Source organism: Kitasatospora sp. NPDC001547, from assembly GCF_042894165.1.
Taxonomy (GTDB): Bacteria; Actinomycetota; Actinomycetes; order Streptomycetales; family Streptomycetaceae; genus Kitasatospora.
Genome location: NZ_JBIAVL010000008.1, coordinates 289,636 through 314,889 on the forward strand (window position 1 = coordinate 289,636; position 25,254 = coordinate 314,889).

18 protein-coding genes and 2 pseudogenes are annotated in these 25,254 nt (G+C 73.8%); 11 read left to right on the forward strand and 9 right to left on the reverse strand.

The features are described 5' to 3' along the window. Positions 1-71: 71 nt before the first annotated feature. Complete coding sequence (locus ACFY0X_RS18165; protein ID WP_387755661.1) at positions 72-788, reverse strand: TetR/AcrR family transcriptional regulator; 717 nt, start codon at positions 786-788, stop codon at positions 72-74. A gap of 123 nt (positions 789-911) precedes the next feature. Between ACFY0X_RS18165 and ACFY0X_RS18170 the strand changes: the two genes are divergently transcribed. After that, positions 912-1,613, forward strand: coding sequence for an NAD(P)-dependent oxidoreductase (locus tag ACFY0X_RS18170; protein ID WP_387755664.1), 702 nt, complete (start codon positions 912-914; stop codon positions 1,611-1,613). 270 nt (positions 1,614-1,883) lie between these two features. Continuing rightward, positions 1,884-2,189, forward strand: a pseudogene (locus ACFY0X_RS18175) (DUF6368 family protein). 145 nt (positions 2,190-2,334) lie between these two features. On the opposite strand, the gene ACFY0X_RS18180 reads toward ACFY0X_RS18175, so the two are convergent. The 3 genes from ACFY0X_RS18180 to ACFY0X_RS18190 form a co-directional block, all read right to left on the reverse strand. Further along, entirely contained in the window at positions 2,335-3,255 is a 921-nt protein-coding gene (locus ACFY0X_RS18180; protein WP_387755666.1) for a transglutaminase-like domain-containing protein, read from the reverse strand. Positions 3,256-3,417: 162 nt separating this feature from the next. After that, on the reverse strand, positions 3,418-6,363 hold the full coding sequence (locus ACFY0X_RS18185) for an RNA repair domain-containing protein (RefSeq protein WP_387755669.1): 2,946 nt from the start codon (positions 6,361-6,363) through the stop codon (positions 3,418-3,420). Beyond that, a complete protein-coding gene (locus ACFY0X_RS18190) occupies positions 6,363-8,201 on the reverse strand; it encodes an RNA ligase family protein (RefSeq protein ID WP_387755672.1) in 1,839 nt (612 codons plus the stop codon). The genes ACFY0X_RS18185 and ACFY0X_RS18190 overlap by 1 nt, the downstream gene beginning before the upstream one ends. 212 nt (positions 8,202-8,413) lie before the next feature. Between ACFY0X_RS18190 and ACFY0X_RS18195 the strand changes: the two genes are divergently transcribed. Next, positions 8,414-9,199, forward strand: coding sequence for a class I SAM-dependent methyltransferase (locus ACFY0X_RS18195; protein ID WP_387755674.1), 786 nt, complete (start codon positions 8,414-8,416; stop codon positions 9,197-9,199). Between the two features lie 44 nt (positions 9,200-9,243). Beyond that, complete coding sequence (locus ACFY0X_RS18200) at positions 9,244-9,960, forward strand: flavodoxin family protein (RefSeq protein ID WP_387755676.1); 717 nt, start codon at positions 9,244-9,246, stop codon at positions 9,958-9,960. A 252-nt stretch (positions 9,961-10,212) separates the two neighbouring features. Here the strand turns inward: ACFY0X_RS18200 and htpG are convergent, their stop codons facing one another. Together htpG and ACFY0X_RS18210 are read right to left on the reverse strand one after the other, a co-directional pair. Then, entirely contained in the window at positions 10,213-12,147 is a 1,935-nt protein-coding gene (htpG, locus tag ACFY0X_RS18205; protein WP_387755678.1) for a molecular chaperone HtpG, read from the reverse strand. 91 nt (positions 12,148-12,238) lie between these two features. Next, positions 12,239-12,925 carry a type III effector protein gene (locus tag ACFY0X_RS18210; RefSeq protein WP_387755681.1) on the reverse strand — a complete coding sequence of 229 codons (687 nt, stop codon included), beginning with the start codon at positions 12,923-12,925 and terminating at the stop codon, positions 12,239-12,241. 475 nt (positions 12,926-13,400) lie between these two features. Between ACFY0X_RS18210 and ACFY0X_RS18215 the strand changes: the two genes are divergently transcribed. From ACFY0X_RS18215 to ACFY0X_RS18225, 3 genes are all read left to right on the forward strand, one after another. Further along, positions 13,401-14,543 carry an anion permease gene (locus tag ACFY0X_RS18215; RefSeq protein WP_387755733.1) on the forward strand — a complete coding sequence of 381 codons (1,143 nt, stop codon included), beginning with the start codon at positions 13,401-13,403 and terminating at the stop codon, positions 14,541-14,543. A 4-nt stretch (positions 14,544-14,547) separates the two neighbouring features. After that, a complete protein-coding gene (locus tag ACFY0X_RS18220; protein WP_387755684.1) occupies positions 14,548-14,793 on the forward strand; it encodes a hypothetical protein in 246 nt (81 codons plus the stop codon). 409 nt (positions 14,794-15,202) lie between these two features. Then, positions 15,203-15,877: a hypothetical protein gene (locus tag ACFY0X_RS18225; RefSeq protein ID WP_387755687.1), complete on the forward strand. Its 675-nt coding sequence runs from the start codon at positions 15,203-15,205 to the stop codon at positions 15,875-15,877. Between the two features lie 184 nt (positions 15,878-16,061). Here the strand turns inward: ACFY0X_RS18225 and ACFY0X_RS18230 are convergent, their stop codons facing one another. After that, the gene (locus ACFY0X_RS18230) at positions 16,062-16,811 is read right to left on the reverse strand and encodes an SDR family oxidoreductase (protein WP_387755690.1); all 750 of its coding nucleotides are present in this window, start codon (positions 16,809-16,811) and stop codon (positions 16,062-16,064) included. A gap of 305 nt (positions 16,812-17,116) precedes the next feature. Between ACFY0X_RS18230 and ACFY0X_RS18235 the strand changes: the two genes are divergently transcribed. The 3 genes and pseudogenes from ACFY0X_RS18235 to ACFY0X_RS18245 form a co-directional block, all read left to right on the forward strand. Further along, positions 17,117-17,566 carry a cupin domain-containing protein gene (locus ACFY0X_RS18235; protein WP_387755693.1) on the forward strand — a complete coding sequence of 150 codons (450 nt, stop codon included), beginning with the start codon at positions 17,117-17,119 and terminating at the stop codon, positions 17,564-17,566. 345 nt (positions 17,567-17,911) lie between these two features. Beyond that, positions 17,912-20,617: a LuxR C-terminal-related transcriptional regulator gene (locus ACFY0X_RS18240; protein WP_387755696.1), complete on the forward strand. Its 2,706-nt coding sequence runs from the start codon at positions 17,912-17,914 to the stop codon at positions 20,615-20,617. Positions 20,618-20,827: 210 nt separating this feature from the next. After that, positions 20,828-21,415 (forward strand): annotated as a pseudogene (locus tag ACFY0X_RS18245) (sigma-70 family RNA polymerase sigma factor); the annotation flags it as partial. Between the two features lie 48 nt (positions 21,416-21,463). Here ACFY0X_RS18245 and ACFY0X_RS18250 read toward each other — a convergent pair. Beyond that, the gene (locus ACFY0X_RS18250; protein WP_387755699.1) at positions 21,464-22,597 is read right to left on the reverse strand and encodes a glycoside hydrolase family 88 protein; all 1,134 of its coding nucleotides are present in this window, start codon (positions 22,595-22,597) and stop codon (positions 21,464-21,466) included. A gap of 242 nt (positions 22,598-22,839) precedes the next feature. Between ACFY0X_RS18250 and ACFY0X_RS18255 the strand changes: the two genes are divergently transcribed. Beyond that, a complete protein-coding gene (locus ACFY0X_RS18255) occupies positions 22,840-23,790 on the forward strand; it encodes a ribosome-inactivating family protein (RefSeq protein ID WP_387755702.1) in 951 nt (316 codons plus the stop codon). 85 nt (positions 23,791-23,875) lie between these two features. Here ACFY0X_RS18255 and ACFY0X_RS18260 read toward each other — a convergent pair whose 3' ends face one another. Next, positions 23,876-24,832, reverse strand: coding sequence for a ribosome-inactivating family protein (locus ACFY0X_RS18260; RefSeq protein ID WP_387755704.1), 957 nt, complete (start codon positions 24,830-24,832; stop codon positions 23,876-23,878). Positions 24,833-25,254: the final 422 nt, after the last annotated feature.

Here is a 25,254-nt window from a genome sequence, read left to right on the forward strand (position 1 = left end):
GGCCGCCCGGCATCCACGGCCCCGGCCGCCCGGCATCCACGGCCCCGTCGGCTCGGCGGGGCCGACGGCTGTCAGCGCTTCGGCGCGAGGCCCAACGAGGCGACGAGCTGGGTCAGTTCCTCGTGGAAGAGCTTCTCCGGGCTGGTGGTCTGGTTGCGCAGGTGGCCGTAGATCTCCAGCGACACCAGGCCGTGGAGGTGGCCCCAGATGCGCAGCGCCAGGGCCACGCCGGCCGGGGGAAGGTGGGGGAAGGCGGGGCGGACCTTGTCGAGGAGGCCGGGGTCGAAGTCGGACCACTGGAAGTCGCTGGCCGCGTAGAGGCGTTCGGCGTGCGGCCAGGCCGCGACGGCGAGGCCGGTCAGGGCGGTGCAGACCCGCTGCGCGGCATCCGGGGCGGCGCCGCCCTCGGGGGCGACGTAACCGGGCACCGGGTCGCCGTAGACGAGGCGGAAGCCCTCGGGGTTGGCGAGCGCCCAGCCGCGGAAGGCGTGCGCCCACGCCCGGATCCGGTCGGCCGGATCCGAGGCGGGGGTGGCGTCCCAGGCGGCGTCCACCGTGTCGGCGAGTGAGGTGTACACGTCGTCGATGAGCGTGGTGATCAGGTCGTCGCGGGTGGCGAAGTAGCCGTAGATGGCGTTGGGGGTCATGCCCATCTCCCGGGCGATGGCGCGCAGCGTGATCGCCCCGGGGCCTCCTGAGGCCATCAACTCCAGTGCGACGCTCTTGATTTCGGCGGTCGTCTCGGCCCGAAGCCGCTCACGCCGTCCCCTGGTCCCGGTGCTCGCCATGCGCGGAGTCTACAGCGTCACGCTATTGCTTGGCGTATCTAAACTATACGGCATATAGTTTTGCCACGCCGTCCAGACGGATGGCGGCAGCCAGGACGTCCGGGCATGAACAAGGGGAGAACCATGCACATTGGAGTGATCGGTGCCACCGGCACCATCGGCAGCCGGGTCGTCACGGAGGCGCTCGGCCGCGGGCACCGCGTCACGGCACTCAGCCGCGACGCCTCGCAGATCGACGAGAGCCGAGCGAACGTCACCTGGGCCGGCGTCGACGTCCTCGACCCCGCGAGCATCGCCGCGATCCTGCCCGGCCTGGACGTGCTGATCAGCGGGTTCCAACCGGGCAACGCGGCCAAGGACCTCGCGGACACCGTGCGGCGGTCCATAGCCGACCCCACGGTCCATTCCGTCGCGGCCCGGGCACTGGTCAAGGCCCTGGAGAGCCACCCCAGGACCCGGCTCATCGTGATCGGCGGGGCCGGCAGTCTGGAGACGGCGCCCGGAGTGGTCCTCGCCGACGACGTCGACCGGATGCACGAGACCCTCGACCAGCTCGGGCTGCCCCGCGAGTACGCGGCCGCGGCGCGCGGAGCCCGGGACGGCCTGAACGTCCTGCGCACGTCGAACCGGCTCTGGACCTACTTCAGCCCCGCCGAGGAGATCGCCCCCGGCGAGCGCACCGGCCGATTCCGGATCGGCGGCGACCAGGCGGTCCGGGACGCCGACGGCCGCAGCCGCATCTCCGCGGAGGACGCCGCCGTCGCCCTGGTCGACGAGGCGGAACTGCCCCGCTTCGTCCAACGCCGCTTCACCATCGGCTACTGACACACCGCCGCGGCGGCCGCCAAGGGCCCCGCTCCCACGTCTCGACGGGGAATCTCGGAGCGGTGCTACGGGGACAGGCGGGTGGGCGGGGTGGGCCCGGATACCACGAGTTACCCCACCGTGTCCGGGCAGCGGGGTGGTGACCCGAAATGACCAGGCGCCCCGCCACCGGGTTCTGGTAGAACCGGCTCCGGTGGCACCTGGGCCACGAGGCTCTGGGGGGCGCTGTGGCGGGACCGGCGGTCGGACTGTGGCTTGCAGGGAGTGGTGGTGGGCGCGGGCTGCTCGGGGCCGACGAACCACATGCTGCTCGGCCACCTGACGCTCGCACTCGCCCGCCGTCTCGATGCGCTGATCGACTTCGACGGCCTCCTGAGCGGTCATCCCCCTGTGGGAGGCGGCACGGGACCCGACGCGGTGCCGGCCCGGGCGAGCGAATTCGCGTCAGCGCTTCCGGGGAATCTCGCCGTGGTCTCCTATGACACCGGCGGCGGAGGGCGGTAAGTCCGCCACGTCGGAGACGTCGAGTTCCTACAGGCGTGGTTGCGGCACCCCGATTTTCACCTGATCAAGTAGCGCGCAACTGTCCCCACTGAGCTGCCGGTGACCGGACGGACTCCACGCCCGGTGTCGGGCCGCCGACCTGGCCGCCGTCCAGCGGCCAGGTCGTCCGGCCGGTTCGGGGCCTGGCGCCGGACGGCCTGTGAGCCTGGGGCGGGCGTCAGCGCAGGGTGACTTCGCGGGGGCCGTTGAACGGTGCCAGGGAGAGGACGGTCTTCGGGGTGCGCAGGGCGTCGTGCTCGGTGAAGAGGCGGCGGACGGCGGGGAGGTCGATCGCGCCGACGGTCAGGTGGGCGACCTCGTCGTACGGGGCGTGGGGCGTGTTGGTGGACCCGGTGCCCCAGGTGTCCCAGAGCAGCGTCTCGACCTTGTTGAGGGCGGCGAGGTCGAGCCGGGTGGAGTGGGCGACGAACCATTCGCCGTTGAGCGGGCCCTCCTCCGGCGGGTGGACGCCGAAGGAGCCGGCGGCGGCCCGGCCGGAGCGGATCGTGCGCCAGGCCCGGCCGGCGACCAGGAAGCGGTCGCGCGGGACGTCCATCGGGTCGAAGTCCACCCGCCAGGCGGAGGCGACCCTCGGATCGGCCAGCTGCGGGTCGGCGAGCAGCCAGCCGCGCCGGTCGTCCCAGTACTCGGTGGCCACGTGGTCGCCGTGGAAGCCGTCCGGGCCGAGGTAGTCGGCGAAGCCGCAGCGCAGCCGGGCCGGGATGCCGACATGGCGGAGGAACGAGCAGTGCAGCAGCGCCAGGTCCCGGCAGACTCCGACGAAGCGGTCGGCGGGCGCCCGCGGATGGTGGAGCGGGGCCGGGTCGCGGCCGGTGATCAGGTCCAGGATGTCGTCGAGGTAGCGCGTCTCGGCGTCGTGGTGGAGCCGGTTCGCGGGGATGGAGTGGTGGAACAGCCGACCTTCGAGGCGATGGATGATCAGGTTCCGGGCGATCCGGGCGAGTTGGCTCGCATCCTTGGGGAGATCGGCATAGTGGGGCAGATGGGCCCCGGGGTCGGAGAACACGCTCTGCCCGAGGTAGAAGGCGGGGAAGTCGGCGGAGGGCACGGGGGAACTCCCATGGGGCTTCGGCCGCATGATCGATGGCTGGGCCGCTGGTCCTCACCGTGGCAAATTTCGGGGGCGATTGTCCAGAAGAGTCCGATGGGCAGGGGCGGTTCGGCTGATCGGGGCGGTTCGGCTGTTTGGGGTGGTGCGGCGGGGCGGGGTGATCCGGCCGGGGCCGGGGGCAGGGGAGGGTCAGCGGGCCGGCGTGGGGACGGCGCCGCCGTCGACGTGCTCGACCCGGACGCCCGGCAGGGTGCGGGACCAGGCCTTGGCGAGCGGGGCGAGCCGGTCGGCGGAGAGCGGTGCGGGGCCGAGGCCGATCGGGAGGTGGAGGCGGCCGTCGGCGGTCCGGTACGGGTGGGGCCAGGCGTGCAGCCGGATGGCCCCGGCGTCCTCCAGCGCGCTCAGCAGGGCGCGGATGCGGCCCCGGACGACGCCGAGTGACTCCTCGTCGGTGCTCACCACGGCCCAGGCGGCGTGCCGGCGGTGCAGTGGGGGAGCCGCGAGCAGGGCGGGCCAGGGGGATCCGGCGGCCTCACCGGGCCCGGCGACCTCGGCGGCTTCCGAGGCCTCGGTGGCCAGCTCCCAGGCGTGGTAGAGCTCCTCGGTGAGCAGGTCCCGGGTGTCGGCGCTGACCTGGGTGGTGCAGCTGCGGACCGGGGCGGAAGGGGTGAGGACGGTGAGCGGGCCCGAAGGGAGAGCCGCGGGCTCGGCGGAGAGGGCGGCGGGCCGGCGCCAGTCCCAGGTCGCCCAGGTCTCGGTGAACCGCCGGAAGAGGTCCTCCTCGGGAACGCCGGTCGCGTCCAGGACGGTCCGGGCGGCCAGCACCGACCAGGCCAGCGAGGGCAGTTGGCCGAACGGCGCGGAGTCCAGGCCGTGCGCCCGCGCCCAGGCCTTGACCTGGCGCGCCAGTCGGACGAAGCGGGCGTGCCGGTCGCCGAGCGCGGTCAGGATCGCCTCGGCGTCCGTGACGGCGCTCAGCGCGACGGCCGCCGCCTCGCCCAACTCCGCACGGCGGTCCACGGCTTGGGACGGGTCGAGGGTGCCGGTGAAGACCACCACGAGGTCGACCGCCAGGCCGTCGGCCGTCAGCCGCAGCCCCGGCACCCGGGCGCCGCGCACCTCGCGCAGTCCTCGGGCCTCCGGCAGTGCGGCCGCCAGCCGGGCGCGGACGTCGGGTAGGTCGGCGGGGCCGCGCAGCGCCGCCACCAGGTCCAGGTCGGCGCCGTCCAGCTGGCAGCCCAGCCGGCGGGAGCCGACGGTGTGCACCACGCCGTCGGGCAGGGCCGCCGCGATGCGCCGAGCCAACAGCCGCGCGGCAGAGGCGCGTTGAGCGGACTCCGGGGCCGGCGAGGTGATCGGTGGCTCGGACACCGCCCGCACCTCGCCCGTCCCCAGCGAGACCACCGCACGCGGCCGCATCGGCTCGGAGCCCCGGCGGGAGAGCACCACCAGCTCGCCGACCCGGGCGGAGGCCCCGGTGAGCCGGGTCGCGCAGTCGGCGGCCGCACGCTGGGGGTCGTCGCTGCGCCCGAGGGTCAGATGCGGGGTGAAGCCCTCCGCCCAGCCGCGGCAGCGGGGGAAACGGCGCTCCAGCGCGTGCCGCAGCGCCGCCCAGGGCGCGGGGGAGGCGGCGGCCGGGTCCAGCCAGAGGGTGGCGTCCTCGCGGTGCCCGAAGGTGTGGACGCCGTCCAGCCGCGCGGTGAACGGCGCCACCTCGGCGGCGGCCGCGCCCAGCAGTGGCAGGGCGCGGTCGAACTCGGCCTCCGGGACGAAGCCGAACAGCAGGTTGACGTGCGGGGGCCAGCGGCGCAGCTGCGGGTCGTACGCCTCGCGCAGCCGCTGGATCGGCGGCCACAGCTCCTCGGGCGGCAGCCAGGCGACGGCGGTGCGGGCGGTGGGTGGGGCGTCGAGGGCGTCCGGGGCTCCGGTGATGCGGCCCTCACCGTGGAGGTCTGCGAGGCCTGCGAGGCTGTCGGTGCCGTCGGTGCCGTCGCTGTCGAGGAGGAGGTCGACGGCCACGCCGTAGTGGTCGGAGGGGAAGAGCCCGTCCTCGGCCGGGCGGTCGCCGAGCAGGGCGGCCGCGGTGACGCGGGTGCCGTCGGCGCGGTGCAGGACGCGGTCCAGTCGGCCCGGGCGGCCGGTCAGCGAGGAGACCGCGGCGAGCGGGTTGGCCCTCGGGTCGAAAGTCGGGGTGTCGTCGGCCGGTCCGTGCGCCTGGCTCCAGGCGTCCCGCAGGCCGAGTGCGGCGGCCGGGCCGGACGGGCCGGAACGGCCGTCGTTGAAGTCCCCGAGCAGCAGCAGCTCGCCCTCGACTCCCGACAACCCCTCAGCCAGCAGGGCGAGTTCGGCCCGGCGACGGTCGGCGCCGTCCGCCGAGTGGTCGCTGCTGAGGTGTACGGCGGCGACGGTCAGCGGGGCGCCGGCGGTCCGTAGCGAGAGCGCGGTGACGGCCTTGTGCGGGCCGAGCGCGTGCCGCCCGGCCGCCAGCACCGGCAGCCGGCTGAGCAGCAGCAGGCCGTGGTCGCCGACCTCGGGCCCGAGGGGGTCGGTGCCGAGGGTGTACCCGGCGCGGACCCAGCGGGCGGCCAGCAGCAGGGCGACCAGGGCGGGCTCGACCTCCTGGAGCGCGATGACGTCGGCGTCGGCGGCCTCCAGCGCGGCGAGCAGCAGCGGGCGGCGCCGGGCGGTGGCGATCCGGTCGGCGTCGTAGCGGTCCCACAGGGTGTTCCAGGTGACCACGCGCAGGCCGGTGGCCGTCGGGACGTCCCGGGCGCCGGCGGCGACGGCGGTAGCGGAGGCGGAGGCAGTGTCGGTGGGCCGCCAGCCGTCGTCAGGGTGCCAGGCGTACGGGGTGGTCGCGGTGAAGAAGGGCGCCGGCAGCCGGGGCGGTGCGGTGCGGCGCCCGGCCTCGGTGCTGTCGAGCAGGTCGACGCCCGAGGCGCGGTCCCAGACCCGCACGCCGTCGGCCTCGACCCAGTACACCCGGTGCCAGGGGATCTCGCCGGAGGCCGCGAAGCCTTCCAGGGATACCCGCTCGGTGCGGTCGTCGCGTTGGCGCACGCCCAGGGTGAACCGGGCCGGGTCGAAGCGGGCGTCCCAGCGGATGCGCTGGCAGATCTGTTCGATGGGGCGCATCAGTCCTCCTCTCCGTCGAGCGTGCCCGCCGTGTCCTCCACGGTGCCACCGGGGCCGACGTACCAGGTGCGGTGCGCCTGGCCGGGGTAGGGCGGGCCGAAGCGGTGCAGCTGTGCGGTGAGCACCTCGGCGGGCACCGGGTGCGGCCGGACGGCGTTGCGGCGCAGCAGCTCGTCCTCGCCGACCACCAGCACCACCTGGGTGACCAGGGCGTCGCGGCCCTGCGCGACGGCGTGGACGTGGGAGCGCTGCTGGCGGTTGAGCGAGGTGGCGTCCCAGACGACGGTGCCGGGGTTGGCGCCTGTGCCGGTGCCTATGCCGGGGCCGGTGCGGGTGCGGGTTTCGGGGCCGGTACCGGCGCCGCTCGTGCCCGTGCCCGCACCTCCGAGGCCGCCGGCGGTCGCCAGGGCGGCGTCCAGCCGGGCCAGCCCCTGGCGCAGCACGTCGGCGTTGTCGCGCTGGTCGGCGCGCGAGCCCCGGGCGGCGCGCAGGTCGTCCAGGCTGATCCGGGCGGCCACGCCGGTGAGCCCGGCGGCGAAGCTGCTCTTGCCGCTGCCGGACGGGCCGCACAGGTGGACCAGCCGGGGGAAGCGGCCGTCGCGCCAGCGCCAGGTGGCCGCCACGGCCTCCTCGGCGGTGGCGATCCGGCCGAGCGCGTAGGCCTCGCGGGCCTGGGCCCAGCAGCGGTCGGCGGCGTCGCGGTCCAGGTCGGCCAGGGCTTCGCGCAGCCCGGCCCGCAGCCGGGCGAGCGGCGCCTCGTCGAGCAGCCCGGCGTCCTCGGCGTACAGCGCCGACCAGGCGACCTGCTCGCGCTCCGCCCGTCCGGGGGCGGTGGTCGCGGCGAGGGCGTGCAGCACCCCGAGGTCGGCGGCGGCGGACAGCCGGACCAGTCCGGCGCGGCGCTCCTCGTCCGGGTACGGCCGGTGGAGGGCGGGGTGCAGTCCGACCAGGTCGGCGACCCGCCGGGCGAGCGGCAGGCCGAGCGGTCCGGCCAGCCGCGGGGCCAGCGACTGGCGGCGGTCGGCGCGCAGCGCGGTGGCGATCACACCGGCCAACCGGGCGTCGCCGCCCCGGCCCAGCTCGTCCAGCCGGGCCGACACCTCGGCCAACTCCTCGGGCGGACAGGTGAGTTCGGGAACGCCCAAAGCGGCCGCGAGAGCCGGGAGTTCGGGCAGCGCACCGGAGCGTACGGCCCAGAGCGCGGCGCTCGGGCCGAGCCCGTTCTCCACCACCGCGGCGTGCATCCAGTGGGTGTCGGTGCGCACGTGCCGCGGGCGGACCCACTTGGCGACCCGCTCGCCGAACCCGGCCCGGGGGAAGCCCCGGACGGTCCGCACCACGTACCCCTCCTGCCGGTCGAGGTCCAACCGCAGGGCGCGCAGGGCCCGTTCGTCGTAGCGGCCGCGCCACAGCACCCGGGGGGCGGGGATGCCGAGGCGGCGCAGGAAACGGACGGTGTCGTCCCAGTCCAGGCAGTGGTCCTGGCCGTCGGGCCCGCCCGTCCAGACCGAGAAGCCGTAGAACCAGCTCTCCAGGTCGGTGTACGGGATCGAGTGCCGGGCGAACAGGTTCTCGCCGCAGATCCGCCAGCCGTCGGGGATGCGCGGGGCGATCCGGCCCTGGAGGCCCTTCACCCAGGCGCGGGAGGGGTGGTGGGCGGAGTCCAGCGAGCGGGCGTGCAGGCCGTCGCGGTAGAGCGTGGTGTTCTCGCCGTCCAGCTTCTCGGTGACGACGACCTCGGCGCCGGCCAGCGCGGACAGGTCCCCGGTCCGTACGTCGTCCGCCGCCGCGCCCGGTGACCAGGGCAGATGCGGCGTCCGGGGGTAGTGCACACGCATGTCCGGCTCCCTGGGCGTTCTTGATCAGGCGGACACTGTAGGAGCGGTCGCGCAGCCCGGGCCACCGATTAATCGCCGCGCCTCCGAAGCCCGCGCCTCCGGACGCACGGGTGCACGGACGACACGCGGGCAGGAACGTCCCTGCACCCCCGCGCCGCGCCCGTGCGGTGCAATGGCGCGACCCGACACGTCGTCAACAGGGGAGGCCACCGGTGGAGACCAGGACGAAGGACGCGGACCCGGTCCGGGTGCTGGACGTGGCCAGCGCCGACTACCGCCGGGCGTTCGAGCTGTTCCTCGCCGGGACGGACGAGAAGCCCGTCACCCACGCCCGGCTGGGCGAGATCGCGGCCGCCCTGCCGCACCGCCGGGTCCTACTGGACCTCGGCGCGGGCGACGGCCGCACCACCGCGTACCTGAGCCGCCTCTTCGACCGCACGATCGCGGTGGAACCCAGCCCCTCGATGCGCGAGAAGCTCGGCGCCGCCTGCCCCGACGCCCTCGTCCTCCCGGAGCCGCTCGACCGGGTCCACCCGCCGGAGCAGGGCGACCTCGTCCACCTCTCCCACGTGCTCTACTACGTGCCCGAGGCGGACTGGCCGGCCACCGTGTCCCGCGCCCTGGACTGGACGGCCCCCGGCGGCACCCTCCTGGTCGTGCTCCAGAACCCGGAGAGCCCCTGCATGCGGATGGCCGCGCACTTCACAGGCGCCCGCTACGACCTCAGGCCCCTCGCCGACCACCTGCGGCAGCGCCACCCCGAGCACGACTACGCCCTCGAGACCCTCGACCTCCACTACCGCGCGCCCGACCTCGCCGAGGCGGTGGACGTCGCCGAGTTCATGGTCAACGTCGCCGACCTGGCCACCCTCGACCCCCGCCCCACCCGCGCGGCCCTGGCCGCCTACGTCCAGGACCACTTCGCCCTCCCCGCCGGCGGCTACGCCATCGGCCACACCCAGGACATGCTCATCATCCGCCGCGCGCCCCAGGCCTGACCGCCGCCTCAAGCGCCCACCCCCGGACCAGGACCCCATCACCGATGCCCGACACCGCCCCGTCCTACCGCGACCTCCGCGCCCTGGTGATCAACTGCACCCTCAAGCGCTCCCCCGAACGCAGCCACACCCAGGGCCTGATCGACATCTCCACCGGCATCCTGGAACGCCAGGGCGTCGCGGTCGACGTCCTGCGCGCCGTCGACCTCGACATCGCGACGGGCGTCTGGCCGGACATGACCGAACACGGCTGGGAGACCGACGAGTGGCCGGTGATCTACTCCCAGGTGATGGCCGCCGACATCCTCACCCTGGCCGGGCCCGTGTGGCTGGGAGACAACTCGTCGGTGATGAAGAAGGTCATCGAGCGGCTCTACGCCTGCTCGTCGATCCTCAACTCCGAGGGCCAGTACGCCTACTACGGCCGCGTCGGCGGCTGCCTGATCACCGGTAACGAGGACGGCGCCAAGCACTGCGCGATGAACGTCCTCTACAGCCTCCAGCACCTGGGCTACACCATCCCGCCGCAGGCTGACGCGGGCTGGGTCGGCGAGGCCGGCCCCGGCCCGTCCTACCTCGACGAGGGATCGGGCGGGCCGGAGAACGACTTCACCAACCGCAACACCACCTTCATGACCTGGAACCAGCTCCACCTGGCCCGCATGCTCAAGGACGCCGGCGGCATCCCGGCCCACGGCAACCAGCGCTCCGAGTGGGACGCCGGCTGCCGCTTCGACTTCGAGAACCCCGAACACCGCTGAACCGAGTCAGGGTCGCCCGCTCGGGAACATCGACGGATGACGGTCGGGCACTGCGCCTGCCCTGCCCGGGCCGGGCCGGCCGTGCACCGCGCCGCACGGCGGACCTCGCCGGCGCGGCACCGTCCACGGAGGCGTCGCCCCCTCCCCTCCCCGGGGGCGCATCGCGCGGGGACGGCCGGATGCGGTGCGGGGTGGGGGGGGGGGGGGGGGGGGGGGGGGGGCGCCCCCCCCCCCCCCCCCCCCCGCCGGGGGTCACAGGGCGTGAGTGAGACGATCGGTCAGCAGGCGGGTGAAGCGGGCGGGGTCGGGCAGGTCACCGCCTTCCGCGAGCAGGGCGCTGCCGTGGACGAGTTCGGCGAGTTCGGCGAGCGCCGGGTCGTCGGCGTTCGCCCCGTGTGCCCGGCGCAGGGCGATGATCAGGGGGTGGGTCGGGTTGAGCTCCAGGATCCGCTTCACGGGCGGGAGTTCCTGGCCCATGGCCCGGTACATCTTCTCCAGGGTCGGGGTCAGGTCCTGTGCGTCGCCGACCAGACACGCCGCGGAGGTGGTCAGGCGGGACGAGAGACGAACCTGCTTGACGTGCGCGGCCAGCGAGGTCTGGAGCCAGGCGACGAGGTCGGCGAAGTCCTGCTCGCGCTGAGCCTTCTCCGTTCCGTCAGCCCCTTCCCCGTCGGCGTCGTCGTCGAGGTCGACCTGGCCCTTCGCGATGGACTGGAAGCGGTGGCCGTCGAAGGCGGGGACCTGGTCGGTCCAGACCTCGTCGACGGGGTCGGTGAGGATCAGGACCTCGTAGCCCTTGGCGGCGAAGGCCTCCATGTGCGGGGAGTTCTCGACCATCTGGCGGTTCTCGCCGGTCAGGTAGTAGATGGCGTCCTGGCCGTCCTTCATCCGCGCGACGTACTCGTGCAGGGTGGTCGGCTTCTCCGCGTCAGCGGTGGAGGCGACGCTGACCAGTCCCAGCAGTGCGTCGGTGTTGTCCCGGTCCTCGATCAGGCCCTCCTTGAGGACCCGGCCGAACTGCTCCCACACCTTCGCGTAGGTCTCGCCGTTCTTGGTCTGCATGTCCTTGAGAGCGGCGAGCACCTTCTTGACCAGGCGCCGGCGCACCGCGGTGATCTGGCGGTCGTGCTGCAGGATCTCCCGGGAGACGTTGAGGGAAAGGTCGTGGGCGTCGACGACGCCCTTGACGAATCGCAGGTAGTTCGGCATCAGCGCGTCGCAGTCGTCCATGATGAACACCCGCTTGACGTACAGCTGCACGCCCCGCTTGGCGTCCCGGGAGAACAGGTCGAACGGCGCGTGGGCCGGGATGAACAGCAGCGCCTCGTACTCGAAGGTGCCCTCGGCGCGCATGTGGATGGTCTCGACCGGGGCCTGCCAGTCGTGGCTGATCTGCTGGTAGAACTCACTGTACTCGGCCTCGGTCACCTCCGAACGGGGGCGGGCCCACAGCGCCTTCATGGAGTTCAGCGTCTGCGGCTCACCGGAGGCCCCGTCCGCGGCGCCGGGTTCGGCGTCCGCGCCGACGGTCGTGGCCGCCATGCGGATGGGCCAGCGGATGAAGTCCGAGTACTGCTTGACGATCTGGCGGACCTTCCACGCCGCGAGGTAGTCACCGACCCCGTCCTCGCCGTCCGCCGGCTTGAGGTGCAGCGTGACCGAGGTGCCCACCGGCAGGCCGTCGGCCTCCGCGATCGTGTAGGTCCCCTCACCGTCGGACTCCCACACGGTGCCCTGCTCGGTGCCGGCGCGGCGGGTGTGCAGGGTGACCTTGTCGGCGACCATGAACGCCGAGTAGAAGCCGACGCCGAACTGACCGATCAGGCTCTGCGCCGCGTCCGCGTCCTTGGCCTCCTTGATCTTGGCCAGCAGGCTGGCGGTGCCGGACTTGGCGATGGTGCCGATCAGGTCGACCACGTCGTCACGCGTCATGCCAATGCCGTTGTCCCGCACCGTCAGGGTGCGGGCGTCCCGGTCGAGCTCCAGCGTGATGTGGAGGTCCGAGGTGTCGACTTCGAGGTCGGCATCGGTGAGGGATTCCAGGCGGAGCTTGTCGAGGGCGTCGGAGGCGTTGGAGATCAGCTCGCGCAGGAAGATGTCCTTGTTCGAGTAGATCGAGTGGATCACCAGCTGCAGCAGCTGGCGGGTTTCCGCCTGGAACTCCAGGGTCTGGGCGGGGTTGGACACGGGATGCGTCTCCTTCGTGTGCACGTGGCGGGACATGTTCGAACGGGCCTTCGGGGGCCGGACGGTCGTGTCGCACGGCCGACCCGGGTGGTCACCGGTCGACGGGGGGCGTGTGGCGGCGCCGGTCACTGTCAGTGCGAAGCTGGTCGGCTTGCGCGGCGAGCTGATCGAGGCGGTCCGCGATCTTCGGGTGCTCCGCCTCCAGGAGGGGCCGGGTTTCGGCGAGCGGGGCGAGCAGGCGGGCGGGGTCGTGGTGGCCGAGCGCGTCCAGGAGCCGCTCCACAGCGGGGGCCGCCTGCGCGCTGACGCCGTCCAGAGCTCCGATCTGTCCGGCGAGGCGGCGCAGGTCGGCGGCATTGTCCCGGGCCCACGTCGTCACCGCGCGGTCGGCGGCGCGCCGGTCGCGCGTGGCCTGGACGCGTTGCTCGCCGGTGCGTCCCGCCTCGGTGCCGACATCCGTGTGGGGCCGCATGCGGAGGTAGCGGCGCTCGGCAGCCTGGCGGCTCCGGACTCCCAGCGGCGCCGCGAGATCGGCCCAGGTGGCGCCGGCACTGCGGGCGGTCTCGATCAGGCCGGTCTCCCAGCCGGCCAGTTCCTCGCGAAGGTGACGCAGCAACAGGATTGCGGAAAGGGCCTGTTGTGGATCGCTCTGGCCTGTGTCGTCCGGGGGCGCGTGCCGGGCGGTGCGGGCGACGGCGTCCATCATGCCCAGTGCGGCGGCGGCGGCCAGGAACGAGATCGGCCCCACCCCGGCCGGGCCGGTGTCCTGGGTGTCCATGCCGTCACCCTTTCACTGACTGGATCATTGTCATCGTATGGATGACACGGTACAACGGGTTCGTGTCCATCCACCAGCCCGGGGCGAACCGCGCCGCGACAGCCGAGGAGTCCGCGCCGGCCGCAGGCCACGGCATCGGCAGGGCTCGATCCGGTCCGGGAGGACCCGTGATCACCTGCGTGCCCGGCCATCCTTGGTGTCAACCGTTCGGCGACATGCGTCGGCGGTCTGTCCAGGGCCGTCGTACTCGGAGGCGGTCTTGGCGGGCTGCTGGTGCAGTCATCGGCCCGCCTGTACGGGAGCTGTGCCCGGTCGGCTCGTCAGCGACGATCGCATCGTTCGGGTCGGCGCGGAGGTCGGGATCCCGTTGGCGTCCGGTAGGTGCTGGTCCGATCGGATGGTGCCTCGTGAGGGCTGGCCCGTGCGAGTGTCGCGGACTCGGGTGGGCGGGGTGGACGGCTACGTTCGGTCCGTGATGGGCGACGACGTGGTTCTGGCGCTGGTGGTCGCCACCGCGCTGGGATTCGACTTCACCAACGGGTTCCACGACACCGGTAACGCGATGGCGACCTCGATCGTGACCGGGGCCCTCCCACCGCGTGTCGCGGTCGCGGTGTCGGCGGTGCTGAACCTGGTCGGGGCGTTCCTGTCGACCGCGGTCGCCGCGACCATCGCCGGCGGCTTGGTCGACAGCCACCAGGTGACCCTGACGGTCGTCATGGTGGGCCTGACCGGCAGCATCCTGTGGAACCTCACCACCTGGTTCCTCGGGATCCCCTCCAGTTCCTCGCACGCGCTGATCGGTGGCGTGGTCGGTGCGACCATGGCGGCAGCCGGCGGCTCGGCCGTGAAGTGGCACGGCCTGGTCGCCAAGGTGATCGTCCCGGCCGCCCTGTCGCCGGTCATCGCCGGCGCGATCGCCGCGCTCGGCACCTACCTGGTCTACCGCCTCACCCGCGACGTGTCCGACGGTCCGCGCCGGCGCGGCTTCAGGGCGGGCCAGGTCGGTTCGGCCTGCATGGTCTCGCTTGCGCACGGCACCAACGACGCCCAGAAGACGATGGGTGTCATCACCCTGGCGCTGATCGCCAACGGCACGCTGCACGCCGGAGCGAAGGCCCCGGATTGGGTGATCGCCTCCTGCGCCGTCGCGATCGCCCTGGGCACCTACACCGGCGGCTGGCGGGTCATCCGGGCGCTGGGCAAGGGCCTGGTCGAGATCGAGGCACCGCAGGGGATGGCCTCCGAATCGGCCTCGGCCGCCGTCATCCTCGCCTCCACCGACTTCGGCTACTCGCTCTCCACCACCCACGTGGCCACCGGGTCGATCCTCGGCTCCGGAGTGGGGAAGAAGGGCGCCGAGGTGCGCTGGCGCATCGCCCGCCGGATGGTGGCGGCCTGGCTGATCACCCTCCCGGCCGCGGCGGTGGTCGGCGCCGTCGCCTACTGGATCGCGAACGGCGTCGGAGGCACCGCAGGTGTGGTGGTGATCTTCGTCCTGCTGATCCTCGCCTCGATCGCCTTCTACGCCGCCTCGCGCCATCCGGCCGTCACCCCGGAGAACGTCAACGCCGCGTGGACGGGTTCAGTCGTCCCGCGACCCCCACGGACGAGGTGACCCGGTGAACTCCTGGATCAATCTGAACGCACTCTGGAAGATCATCGTGGTAGGGCTGCTCGCCGGCGCCGGCCTGCCCGCGCTGTTCGCGGTCGGTGTACGCGCCCTCAACCCGCCGAGCCGGCCAGGCAAGCCGACCACAGGACGCCTCGCCGCCGGTCCGATCGGCCGTACCGTCGCCGCCCTGTGCTTCGCCGTGGTCCTCGCCGCAGTCGGTTGGGGCATGGCGGTCATCGTCCACCACGGCTGACTGCGACACCGACGGCTCGTCCTCTTCTCCGGGGGGCATGTGGTGTCCCATGGTGGTGGTTCAGGGGCCGACTTCTGTCTCGGAACGACGGTGCCGCGTGCGCCCGACGCAACTGATCCGCCGGGGTTTCGGGCCGTTCGTTCGGCCGGTTCCAGGAGCTTCGAGGCCGTGGGCGGTTTCGGCGAAGCGGTGGCGGACGTGAGGCCGGCGAGCGTGGCGGCGCACCGGCCCGGGTCGAGCTCGCCCCGCCGCGGCGGACCCCGGAACCGGGCGCCGGGTCTGGGAGTTGAGCGAGCGGCCGATCGGAGCGCGGTACGGGCCGGCGGTCTCCCGCTGACCGGGAACCGGAGCCGCTCGGGGAACATCGGGGTAGGCAGGGGGCGAGGCGTTCCGGAGCGGGGAGGGTGACATGACGGACAAGGCCGGCAACACCGGGATGGAGGAGACGTCCCGGGGCCGGCAGGTGTTCTGGCGCGCCCTGACCGTGGGAGCGGCGCTCACCTGCGCGGTCAGCGGGGCACTGCTCTTCTGGTCGTGGGGATCGACGCTGGCACCACTGCCCGTCCTCCCGCTCTGGATCACCGGCGCCGTCGGGCTGGTGGTGGCGGTGGCCGCCTCGTTCGGGATCCGGGACGGCGACGGGACTCCGCTCCCCACCGTGGGGACGGCCCTGCTGATCCTCACGCTCTGGCTCGGCGCCTCGGCGGCCGACTTAGCCGCGAGCGGGGTCCGGGACTGGGTGCGCACCCCGCAGGCGGTCACCGCGACCGTCACCGAGTGCCGGACGGAGAGCTCGTTCCACGAAAACGACACCGTCGGCTTCGACCACGTCGCCTGCCTCTACCACTGGACCTTCAACGGCGACGAGCGCACCGGGAGGCTGGCGGGCGACTCGCATCCGGACGGCACGCGGGTCGGCATGTGGATGAGCCCGAAGACGGGCGAACTCGCCGAACACCCGCTGTTCGCCCTCATCGGCTACACCGCCGGGGCACTCGGCGCGGCCGCGATCGTCCTCGTCGGCGGCTGGTTCCGGCTGCGGACGGAGGCGTGCCGGCTGCTCGGGCGGCCGGTCACGCCATAGCGGTGCGGTGCGCCGTAGCGGTGCGGTGCGTCAGGTGGCGCGTTGGCCGTGGAGGAGGAGGGACAGAGAGAGGGAACGGGAGATCCGCGAGGGCGGGCGGGGTTCCCGGGACGGTGGTCGTCACGCGTCCTGTGTCGGCGGGCCAGGAAGGGCCGGAGGGGCAGGGGGCAGGGGTCAGGGGACGTCACGGCCGGGACCGGGCGAGCCAGTCGGCGAAGCGCGCCCCGGCGATGTGCGCGCCGGGGCCGGGCAGCAGTGTGGTCTCCCGCAACCCGCTGCCGAAGTACTCGGCGTGCGGGTCGGTCACCACGGTGCGCCGGTCGCCGTCGGCGGCCAGGGTCTCGCGGACGAGTTCGTCCAGCCGGAAGGTGTCGGGACCGGCCACCTCGACCACGCCGTTGACGGGGGAACCGACGGCCGTACGACCCACGGCGGCAGCCACGTCGTCGGAGAGGACGGGACGGATCCCGACCGGGGCGAGGCGCACGGTGTCGCCGTCGGTGGCCTCGGCGGCGATGCCTCGCACGAACTCGAAGAACTGGGTGGCGTGCACGATGGAGTAGGGCAGCCCGGACGCCTCGATCAGCTCCTCCTGCGCCTGCTTGGCCCGGAAGTAGCCGCTCGCCTGGAGGCGTTCGGTGCCGACCACCGACAGGGCGACGTGATGGGCGACACCGGCCTCGGCCCCGGCCTTGAGGAGGTTGGCCGTCGAGGTGCGGAAGAACTCCATCACGGCGTCGTCCGCGAACGAGGGGGAGTTGGACACGTCGACGACGACCCGGGCGCCGTCGAGCACTTCGGCGAGGCCCGCACCGGTCAGCGTGTCGACGCCCGTGCTCGGCGCGGCCGCCACCGCCTCGTGGCCCTGTTCGCCGAGGCCGGCGACCAGCTTCGATCCGATCAGTCCGGTGCCGCCGATGACTACGACCTTCATGGGGGGAATCCTCTCGAGACGTTCGCGGTTCTGGGTCCTCACCAGGTAAAGACCGGGCTGCCGCGATGGTTGTGACGGCAGGCCGGAAGAATTCCGAACTCCGTCCGTCCTCGCCCGGACGGCCCACGGGGCGAGCGTGACGGCCGTCGGCGTACCGGGCCAGGCCCGCGTGGTCCCTACGGTGCTGTGACACCCGCGGCGCTCCCCACGTGTCACACATCCACACGGTGCCCGGTCAACACTGCCGAAGGGCGGGGGAGAAGCACCCCGCCCGGTACCAGGCGACGGACGGAAGGCGCACGACAGTGTCGGACCACCACGCAGGACACCCGCACACGGCAGGCGACCCGGCGTCGTCGGCGAGCTGGACGACCGCGGCCCGGATGCTGCAGGACGCAGGGCCGCTGACCATTCCCGAGGGAGCCTCCGCGATGACCGTGCGGATCGAGTGGGAGCCGGGCGACCCGGGCACCCCGCCGCACCGCCACTCCGGCCCCGCCTTCGGGTACGTGGTCGAGGGCGCGGTCCGCTTCGAGCTGGAGGGCGAGCCCGAGCGGGTGGTGGAGGCCGGCGGCACCTTCTGGGAGCCGGGCGGCGACGCCATCCACTACCAGGACGGCAACGCGCTCGCCGACGCGCGGACCCGGTTCGTGGTGACCATGCTCTGCGCCCCCGGCAAGCCCATGCTCGAACTCGTCTCCGAGGAGGAGCTCGAACAACGCGCCCACCTCCGCGCTCCGCGCCCCGCCGGATGAGGACGCCGCCGGAGGAGGACGCCACTGCAGGTGCCGGCCGAGGTCGCGGCGGCCGTCGAGGCGCACTGGGCGGCGCACCCGGATCGGGCAGACGAGCCCCCGGAACCGGCGCCCGCGGCGCGGTGACGGTGCCTCACGGCGCCGCCCCGGCAGAGCAACCGGCGCACCGTTTGTTCGTCCACGCGAGCTGATGCATGATGAGGACGGTCCGAGCCGATCAGGGCCGAACCTGGAACTGCATGGTGGTGGTGGATGGCGGGCGGCGCCCCTCGGCGCGGGTCGCGCGACCCGCGCGGGCTACCCGCGCTGCGCGGCCGGCGGAGCGAATGCGGAGCGCTGGACCGGGTGATCGCCGGTGTCCGGGCGGGCCGGGGCCAGGTGCTGGTGCTGCGCGGCGAGCCCGGAGTCGGCAAGTCCGCCCTGCTGGAGTACCTGGTGGGCGGCGCGACGGGGTGCCGGATCCTGCGGGTCGTCGGCGTCGAGTCCGAGATGGAGCTGCCCTTCGCCGGACTGCACCAGCTGTGCGTGCCCCTGACGGACCGCCTCGACCGCATCCCCGGCCCGCAACGCGACGCCCTGGCCGTCGCGTTCGGACTGAGCGCGGGCAGCGCGCCGGACCGCTTCCTGGTCGGCCTGGCGGTGCTCAGCCTGCTGGCCGAGGCCGCGGAGGAGGAACCGCTGGTCTGTGCCGTGGACGACGCCCAGTGGCTCGACCGGGTCTCCGTCCAGACCCTGGCCTTCGTCGCCCGTCGGCTGCTCGCCGAGCGGGTGGCGCTGGTGTTCGCGGTGCGCGCCTCGGCGCCCGCCGCGGACGGCGACCCCTTCCGCGGGCTGCCCGAGACCGTCGTCCGGGGGCTGCGCGAGGACGACGCACGGGCGCTGCTGGAATCGCTGGTCCCCGGCCGGCTGGACGAGCGGGTCAGGGACCGCATCGTCGCCGAGACCAGCGGCAACCCGTTGGCCCTGCTGGAGCTGACCAGGGGACTGACCGCCGCCGAACTGGCCGGCGGCTTCGGACGCCCGGACGCCCGCCCGCTGGCCGGCCAGATCGAGCAGACCTACCTGCGGCGCATCGGATCGCTGCCGGCCGCCGCCCAGCGGCTGCTGCTGGCGGCGGCCGCGGACCCGGTGGGCGACGTGCCGCTGCTGCGCCGGGTCGCCGAGCGGCTCGACATCGACGCGGACGCCGCGGGAGCCGTCGAAGCGGCCGGACTGGTCGAGTTCGGCACCCGGGTCCGCTTCCGCCACCCGCTGGTGCGCTCGGCGGCCTACCGCGCCGCCGACCCCACCGTGCGCCGGGACGTCCACCGCGCCCTGGCCGAGGCGACCGACCCCGACGTCGACTCCGACCGCCGGGCCTGGCACCGCGCCCACGCGGCCCTCGGACCCGACGAGGCCCTGGCGGGCGAGCTGGAGCGCTCGGCCGGCCGGGCCCAGGCCCGCGGCGGGATCGCCGCGGCGGCGGCGTTCCTGAGACGGGCGACCGAGCTGACGCCCGACCCGGTCCGGCGCGGAGCCCGGGCCGAGGCCGCCGCCCGGGCCGCGTTCGACGCCGGTTCCCCCGACGCCGCGCTCGAACTCCTCGCCGCCGCCGAGCTGAGCCGGCCGGACGAGGCGGAGCACGCCCGACTGACCCGGCTGCGCGCCCAGTTGGTGCTGGCCCGCAGGCGCGGCGGCGAGGCGCTGCCCCTGCTGCTCGACGCGGCCGGCCGACTGGCCCGGACCGGCGACGCGCACGCCCGCGAGGCCTACCTCGACGCCATCGGATCGGCGGTCTACGCCGGACGCCTGGCGGACCGCACCGGCGTGCGGGAGGTCGCCGAGGCCGCCCGCACGGCACCGCCCGCACCACGTCCGGCGCGGCCCACCGACCTGCTCCTGGACGGCCTGGTGGCCTGGTTCGCCGACGGCTGCGCCGCCGGGGGGCCACTGCTGAGGTCGGCGCTGGGCGCGTTCCGGCAGGCCGCCGCGTACGAGGGCGGCGACGCCATGCGCTGGCTCTGGCTGACCTGGCTGGTCGCCGGAGAGATCTGGGACGACGAGACGTGGCACCGGCTGACCGAGCGGGCGGTCAGGGCGGCCCGCGAGAGCGGCGCCCTCAACTTCCTGCCGCTGGCGCTGGGGTACCGGGCCGTCCTGTCCGTGCACACCGGCGACTTCGACCTCGCCGCGGCGCTCGTCGAGGAGGCCGCCACCCTCGGGGAGGCGACCGGCCACTCGCCGGTGGGCTACCCCTCGATCCTGCTCACGGCCTGGCGCGGCGAGGGCGAGCAGGCCGCGGAGACGATCCGCAGCGGCGTCGCGGAGGCGACCTCGTGGGGCGAGGGGCGGGCGATCGGCGCCGAGCACTATCTCCTCGCGGTGCTGTACAACGGCCTCGGCCACTACCGGGAGGCCCTGGAGCAGGCCGAACGGGCCGTGGCGTACGAGGACCTGGCGCTCGTCGGGTCCGCCCTCGCCGAGCACGTCGAGGCGGCCGTACGGGCCGGTGCCCCCGAGGCGGCCGGCACGTCCCTGCGCCGGCTGGCGGAACGCGCCGAGGCCGGCGGTACGGACTGGGCCCTGGGCGTGCTGGCCCGCTCCAGGGCCCTGGTGAGCGAGGGCCCGGCCGCCGAACGGCTGCACCGGGAGGCCGTCGAGCGCCTCGGGCGCGGCCGGATCGCCGTCGACCTCGCCCGCGCCCACCTGGTGTACGGCGAGTGGCTGCGCCGTGAGAACCGGCGGGCCGACGCGCGCGAGCACCTGCGCACCGCCCACGCGATGCTGCAGCGCTTCGGCGCCCGCGCCTTCGCCGAGCGCGCGCGGCGCGAACTCCTGGCCACCGGCGAGACGGTACGGCACCGCCCGGCCGAGGCGGGCGACCTCCGCGAGGCCCTCACCCCCCAGGAGCGGCAGATCGCCCGGCTGGCCGCCGACGGCATGACGAACTCGGAGATAGGCGCCGAACTGTTCATCAGCCCGCGCACCGTGGAGTGGCACCTGGGCAAGGTCTTCACCAAGCTCGACGTCACCTCGCGCAACAAGCTCCGCACGGTGCTGGCCGGCCCCTGACGGCCGGGGCGCCGAAGGCCCCGGGGAACACCCGGGGGTGGACCGGGGATTTCCCCGGCGCCCCGGGACGGGTCCGGACGGCAGCGTGTCCACCAGGGCATCGACCGATGCCGGGTGTCGAACGGAGCCGTGGTGACCGAGTGCGAAGAACAGTCCGCAGAGCAGTCGGGGACGTGGGAGGCCCCCCGGCCGGCCGCCGGGGACGGCGCCCTGGAGGAGGCCGCGGCCGTCTTCGAGGACCTGCGGCCGCACCTCTTCGGCATCGCCTACCGGATGCTGGGCAGCGGAGCCGAGGCGGAGGACGTGGTCCAGGACGTGTGGCTGCGCTGGCAGAACACCGACCGCACGGCCGTGGTCAGCCCGGTGGCCTTCCTGTCGCGCGCCACCACCCGGCTGGCCATCAACGTGGCCCAGTCCGCCCGCTCGCGCCGCCAGACCTCCATCGGCCCCTGGCTGCCCGACTGCGTCGACCTCGCGGCCGACCCCGAGGCCGGCGTGCAGCAGGCCGAGGAGGTCGAACTCGCCCTGCTGCTGGTCCTGGAGACGCTCACCCCCGCCGAGCGGGCGGTGTACGTCCTGCGCGAGGCCTTCGAGTACACCTACACCGACCTCGCCGGCATGCTGCGCCTCAGCGCCGTCAACATCCGCCAGATCGCCAGCCGGGCCCGCCGCCGCCTCGCGGCCGGCCGGCGGGGGAGGGCGGACGCGGGGGAGCACCGGCGGCTGCTGGAGGTCTTCCTCGCGGCGGCCAGGACCGGCGACGTCGGCTCCCTGGAGGAGTTCCTGGCCCCGGCCGCCGCCCGGTAGCCCGCCTTGGCGCCCCGCGCGGCCCGCCACCCGGCGCGGTCACGAGGCCAGTCGGGCGACCTGCGAGCCGGCCAGCAGGAAGGCGCCGACCCCGAAGTCGGCGGTGCTCTCGTAGGTGATCGGCCGGCTCGACTCGGGGCGGTCCCCGATGCCCTGGACCCAGCCCAGCCTCCCGTCCGGGTGCACGGCGTCCCGCACGAGCGCGTTCCAGCCCCTGGCGAGGACGGGCAGGTAGGTGGCCCGGTCGATCACGCCGGTGCGGATGGCGTGGGCCAGGCCGAAGCAGAACAGGGCGGTCCCGCTCGACTCCCGGCTGGGCAGGTGCCCGGGGTCGGCCAGGGACGGGTTCCAGAAGCCGTCCGGGCGCTGCCGGGCCAGCAGGGCGCGGCTCATCCCCTGCACGTTCCACCGGTACTCGGGCGCTCGCCGGTCGGTGGACGGCAGGACGGCCAGCACCTTGGCGTGGGCGGCGTAGGCCCACCCGTTGCCCCGGGACCAGAACACCGGCCTGCCGTCCGGCGACAGCCGCCCGCCGCCGCCGGGGGACCAGGTGTCGTCGCGGTACCAGAGCTCGTGGGTGTAGTCGTACAGCCCGCCGCCCCGCACCCGCTTGGTGTGGTCGTACAGCGCGTACATCTTCGCCCAGTACGCGCTGTCGCCGCGCAGCGCGCCGAGCCGGGCCATCGGGGGCATCGCCATGTGCAGGGCATCCACCCACCACCAGTCGTCGTCCTTTTCGGGCCGGTCGGTGTGGACCATCCGGTGCAGGGAGGCCTCGATGTCCGCGATCCGCTCCTCCCCGCCGCGCACCTCGTGGATGTCCAGGTACACCTGGCCGGCGTTGTGGTCGTCGGCGTGCCGGGTGGCCACCCCGCCGGCGAGGCCGTAGTCGTGCTTCTCCGCCCAGGACTCGGCGTAGGCGAGGTAGCGCGGCTCGCCGGTCAGCCGGTAGGCGGCCATGGTGCCGCCGAAGTAGGTGGCCCTGGCCCAGCGGTTGTCGCCGGGATCGCCGTGGCCGTTGATCCAGTGGTCGTTGACCCGGCGCACGCTCTCCACGACCGCGGCCCGGCCCGGCAGCACGTCGGCCGGGGCCGCCAGCGCGCGGTCCGCCGCCGTCACGGGGCCGGCGAGGGGCAGGGCGGCCGAGAGCCGCAGGAAGTTCCGGCGTCGCATGGTGTGGTGCCTCCTGCTGGAAGGGCCCAGCCGCCGTTGCGGAGGGCCGGGACGTGGTCAGTTCGGCGGCAGCCCTTCGAACTTCGGACCCGGCCGTGTGCGGCCGGCCACCGCGAGCACCGGCCGCCGGCGACCACACAGATGACCGGACAGGGCCGCCCGGTGTGACAGACCGGGGCCCGGCACCCCGCCCGCAGCGACGGCGGCCGTCACAATCACGGGCTCTGGCCTGTCAGTTGGATGTGAAACCGAAACCCACCACACGACGGACCGTACGCCCGGCCGCCGCGGCCCTCACCGCCGCCCTCGCCCTCACCGCCCTCGGCGCCCCGCCGGCCACCTCGGCCGTCCCTCCGGACAAGGTGACCTGGGTCATCCACAGACTCGACGACGACCCCGCCCACCCCGGCGGATCCGCCGGCCGGGACCAGTACTTCTCCGTGGTCACCCAGATCCGCAACTGGATGGCCGGCCCGACGGTCCGCGGCGACATCCGGCTCAGCCAGGCCGACACCGACGGCATCATCGGGATCGACCTCCGCGAGCACACGGGCGCCCGGCTCGTCACCCTGTTCCTCAACCCCCACAGCGGGTACCTCACCGGCTTCCACGCCCGCAACGAGGTCGTCTTCTACTTCAGCGACGCCAACCCCGCCATGGTCGAGGAGATGAAGAGGTACGCCAGGAACATCGGCTCGCGCACCTACCAGACACACCTGTCCGGATCGTTCGACGCCTGGTACACCGCGGCCACCAGCGGTGGCCTGACCGCCCCCACCGGCATCGGCACCCGGTCCTTCCGCGACGCGGCCTCCTCGCTGGGCGGCTCGCCGGAGCCGGAGTACATCGACCGCTTCCTCCCGCAGACCGCCCAGTACCTGCTCACCCTCAGCCCGGCCTACGCGCAGGCCTCCCACTACACCCTCTTCCGCGACCGGATGGGCGACGCCCTCGCCAACAACACCTCCTCGGCGGTCGTCATGGACAACCGCACCCGGGAGCTGCGCGCCAACTGGGAGAAGATCAGCAACGACACGCTGCCCAACATCCCCTTCCTGGCGAACGACCGTACGGCGGGCGGTGACGCCCTGCCCTTCCCCGTCACCCTGGGGCCCGTGAACGGCACGCTGCGCACCGTCTCCGACCTGGCTTCCGCGCTGCGCATCCTCACGAACACCCAGGGGCGGGAGTAGCGGCCGCCCGCCGCCGCGTGCCCGCGGCGCGACGGAGCCCGGCCGGAGGCGAGTTCGCCTCCGGCCGGGCTCCGTCTCCGGCGCCTCAGTGGGCCCCCTTGAGGTACACCGTCATCCGGACCTCCCGGTGGAGGTCGCCCAGGGTGTTCAGCGTCCCGTTGATCGGGCCGATGTCGATCCTCTCCGGGAGCGGGGTGGAAGCCTGCGCGGCCCGGTGGTTGCGCCACCAGACCGCGTACCGCTCGGCCCAGTTGGTCCACCGCGCCCAGGCCCGGCGGACCTCGAAGGCCCGCTCGTCGTAGACCGGGACCCTGGTCTGGTACGTCGTGCGGCCCATGGCCTGGGCGACGTCGTCACGGAAGCTGGTCCACCGCACGCCCAGCTCGTAGGCGGCGGACAGGGTGCGCATGGACTCCGCGATCGACGGGATGTCGAGGCTCTGCACCGGCCCGGGCGGGAACCGCCAGAGCTGCCAGCCGGCACTGCCGAAGTCCGCGGCGTTGAAGTTCCGTTGCAGCCCGACGCCCGAGTCGGCGATCCGCTGCTCCCACTCGTTCCACGAGCCGTTCATGGGCAGCTCGACGGCATGGCCGTGCTGCGACACGGCCAGGTCCCGGATCTCCTGGATGACGGTGGGGGCCGCGTCCCTGAAGTAGTAGTAGTAATTGTGGGCGGTCGCGAAACCCGCGATGTAGAGCGAGTGCGGGTTGATGAGCAGCGTGCCCCGGTGCTCGTTCAGGTCGCCCTCCAGTTCGAGGACGATGAGCCCGCCCGCGTGCTCCTGGATCTCCTGGATGTCGCCGTCGAACGGGTGCCCCGCCGCCCGGCGGATGAGGTTGACGATCTCCTTGTACTCGCTCTCGCCGGAGATGTCCGATGAGGCGTCAGCGATGATCTTGGTGTGCAGGTACCTCCAGAAGCCGGGCCCGGTGTCCGCCTCGGCGGGTTGCGTCCCGACCCAGGTGGCGGCGACGGTGAGAGCGGCGATCACGAACGCCAGCAAAGGTTTCGTGATCCCGCTCCAGCGGGTTCTTGTCAGCACGACGTCCAGACCTCCGGTGCCCTCGGTGATGGGACAACGTGGCACACTCGCCACGTTCCACCGGACTGACCGGACAGGGGCGCGATATGTGACAGCTGGTCAGGAAGCTTGTGGGCAACGGCTTTGCGGTGACGACGGGCCCTGTGGTGGAGGCAGCCGGCGGATCACACCGAGTGCGGCCGAGCGGAACCGAAGGGTGCCGCGTTGTCGCATGCCCCGGAAGGCAGGGCAGTCCGCCGCTCGGTGGCGCTCATCCTGGCTGCCTCGGCCGCTCCGTCCGGCAGCCGGCGAGGAGTCGGGTGAGCAGGCCTTGCCGCCGACGCCCGGCTAGGCTCCGTCCGGTCGATCATGTGCGGAGCCAGATGGCGAGGGCGGCTGCGGTGATGGTGCCGAGGTAGACGTATCCGCGTTTGTCGTATCGG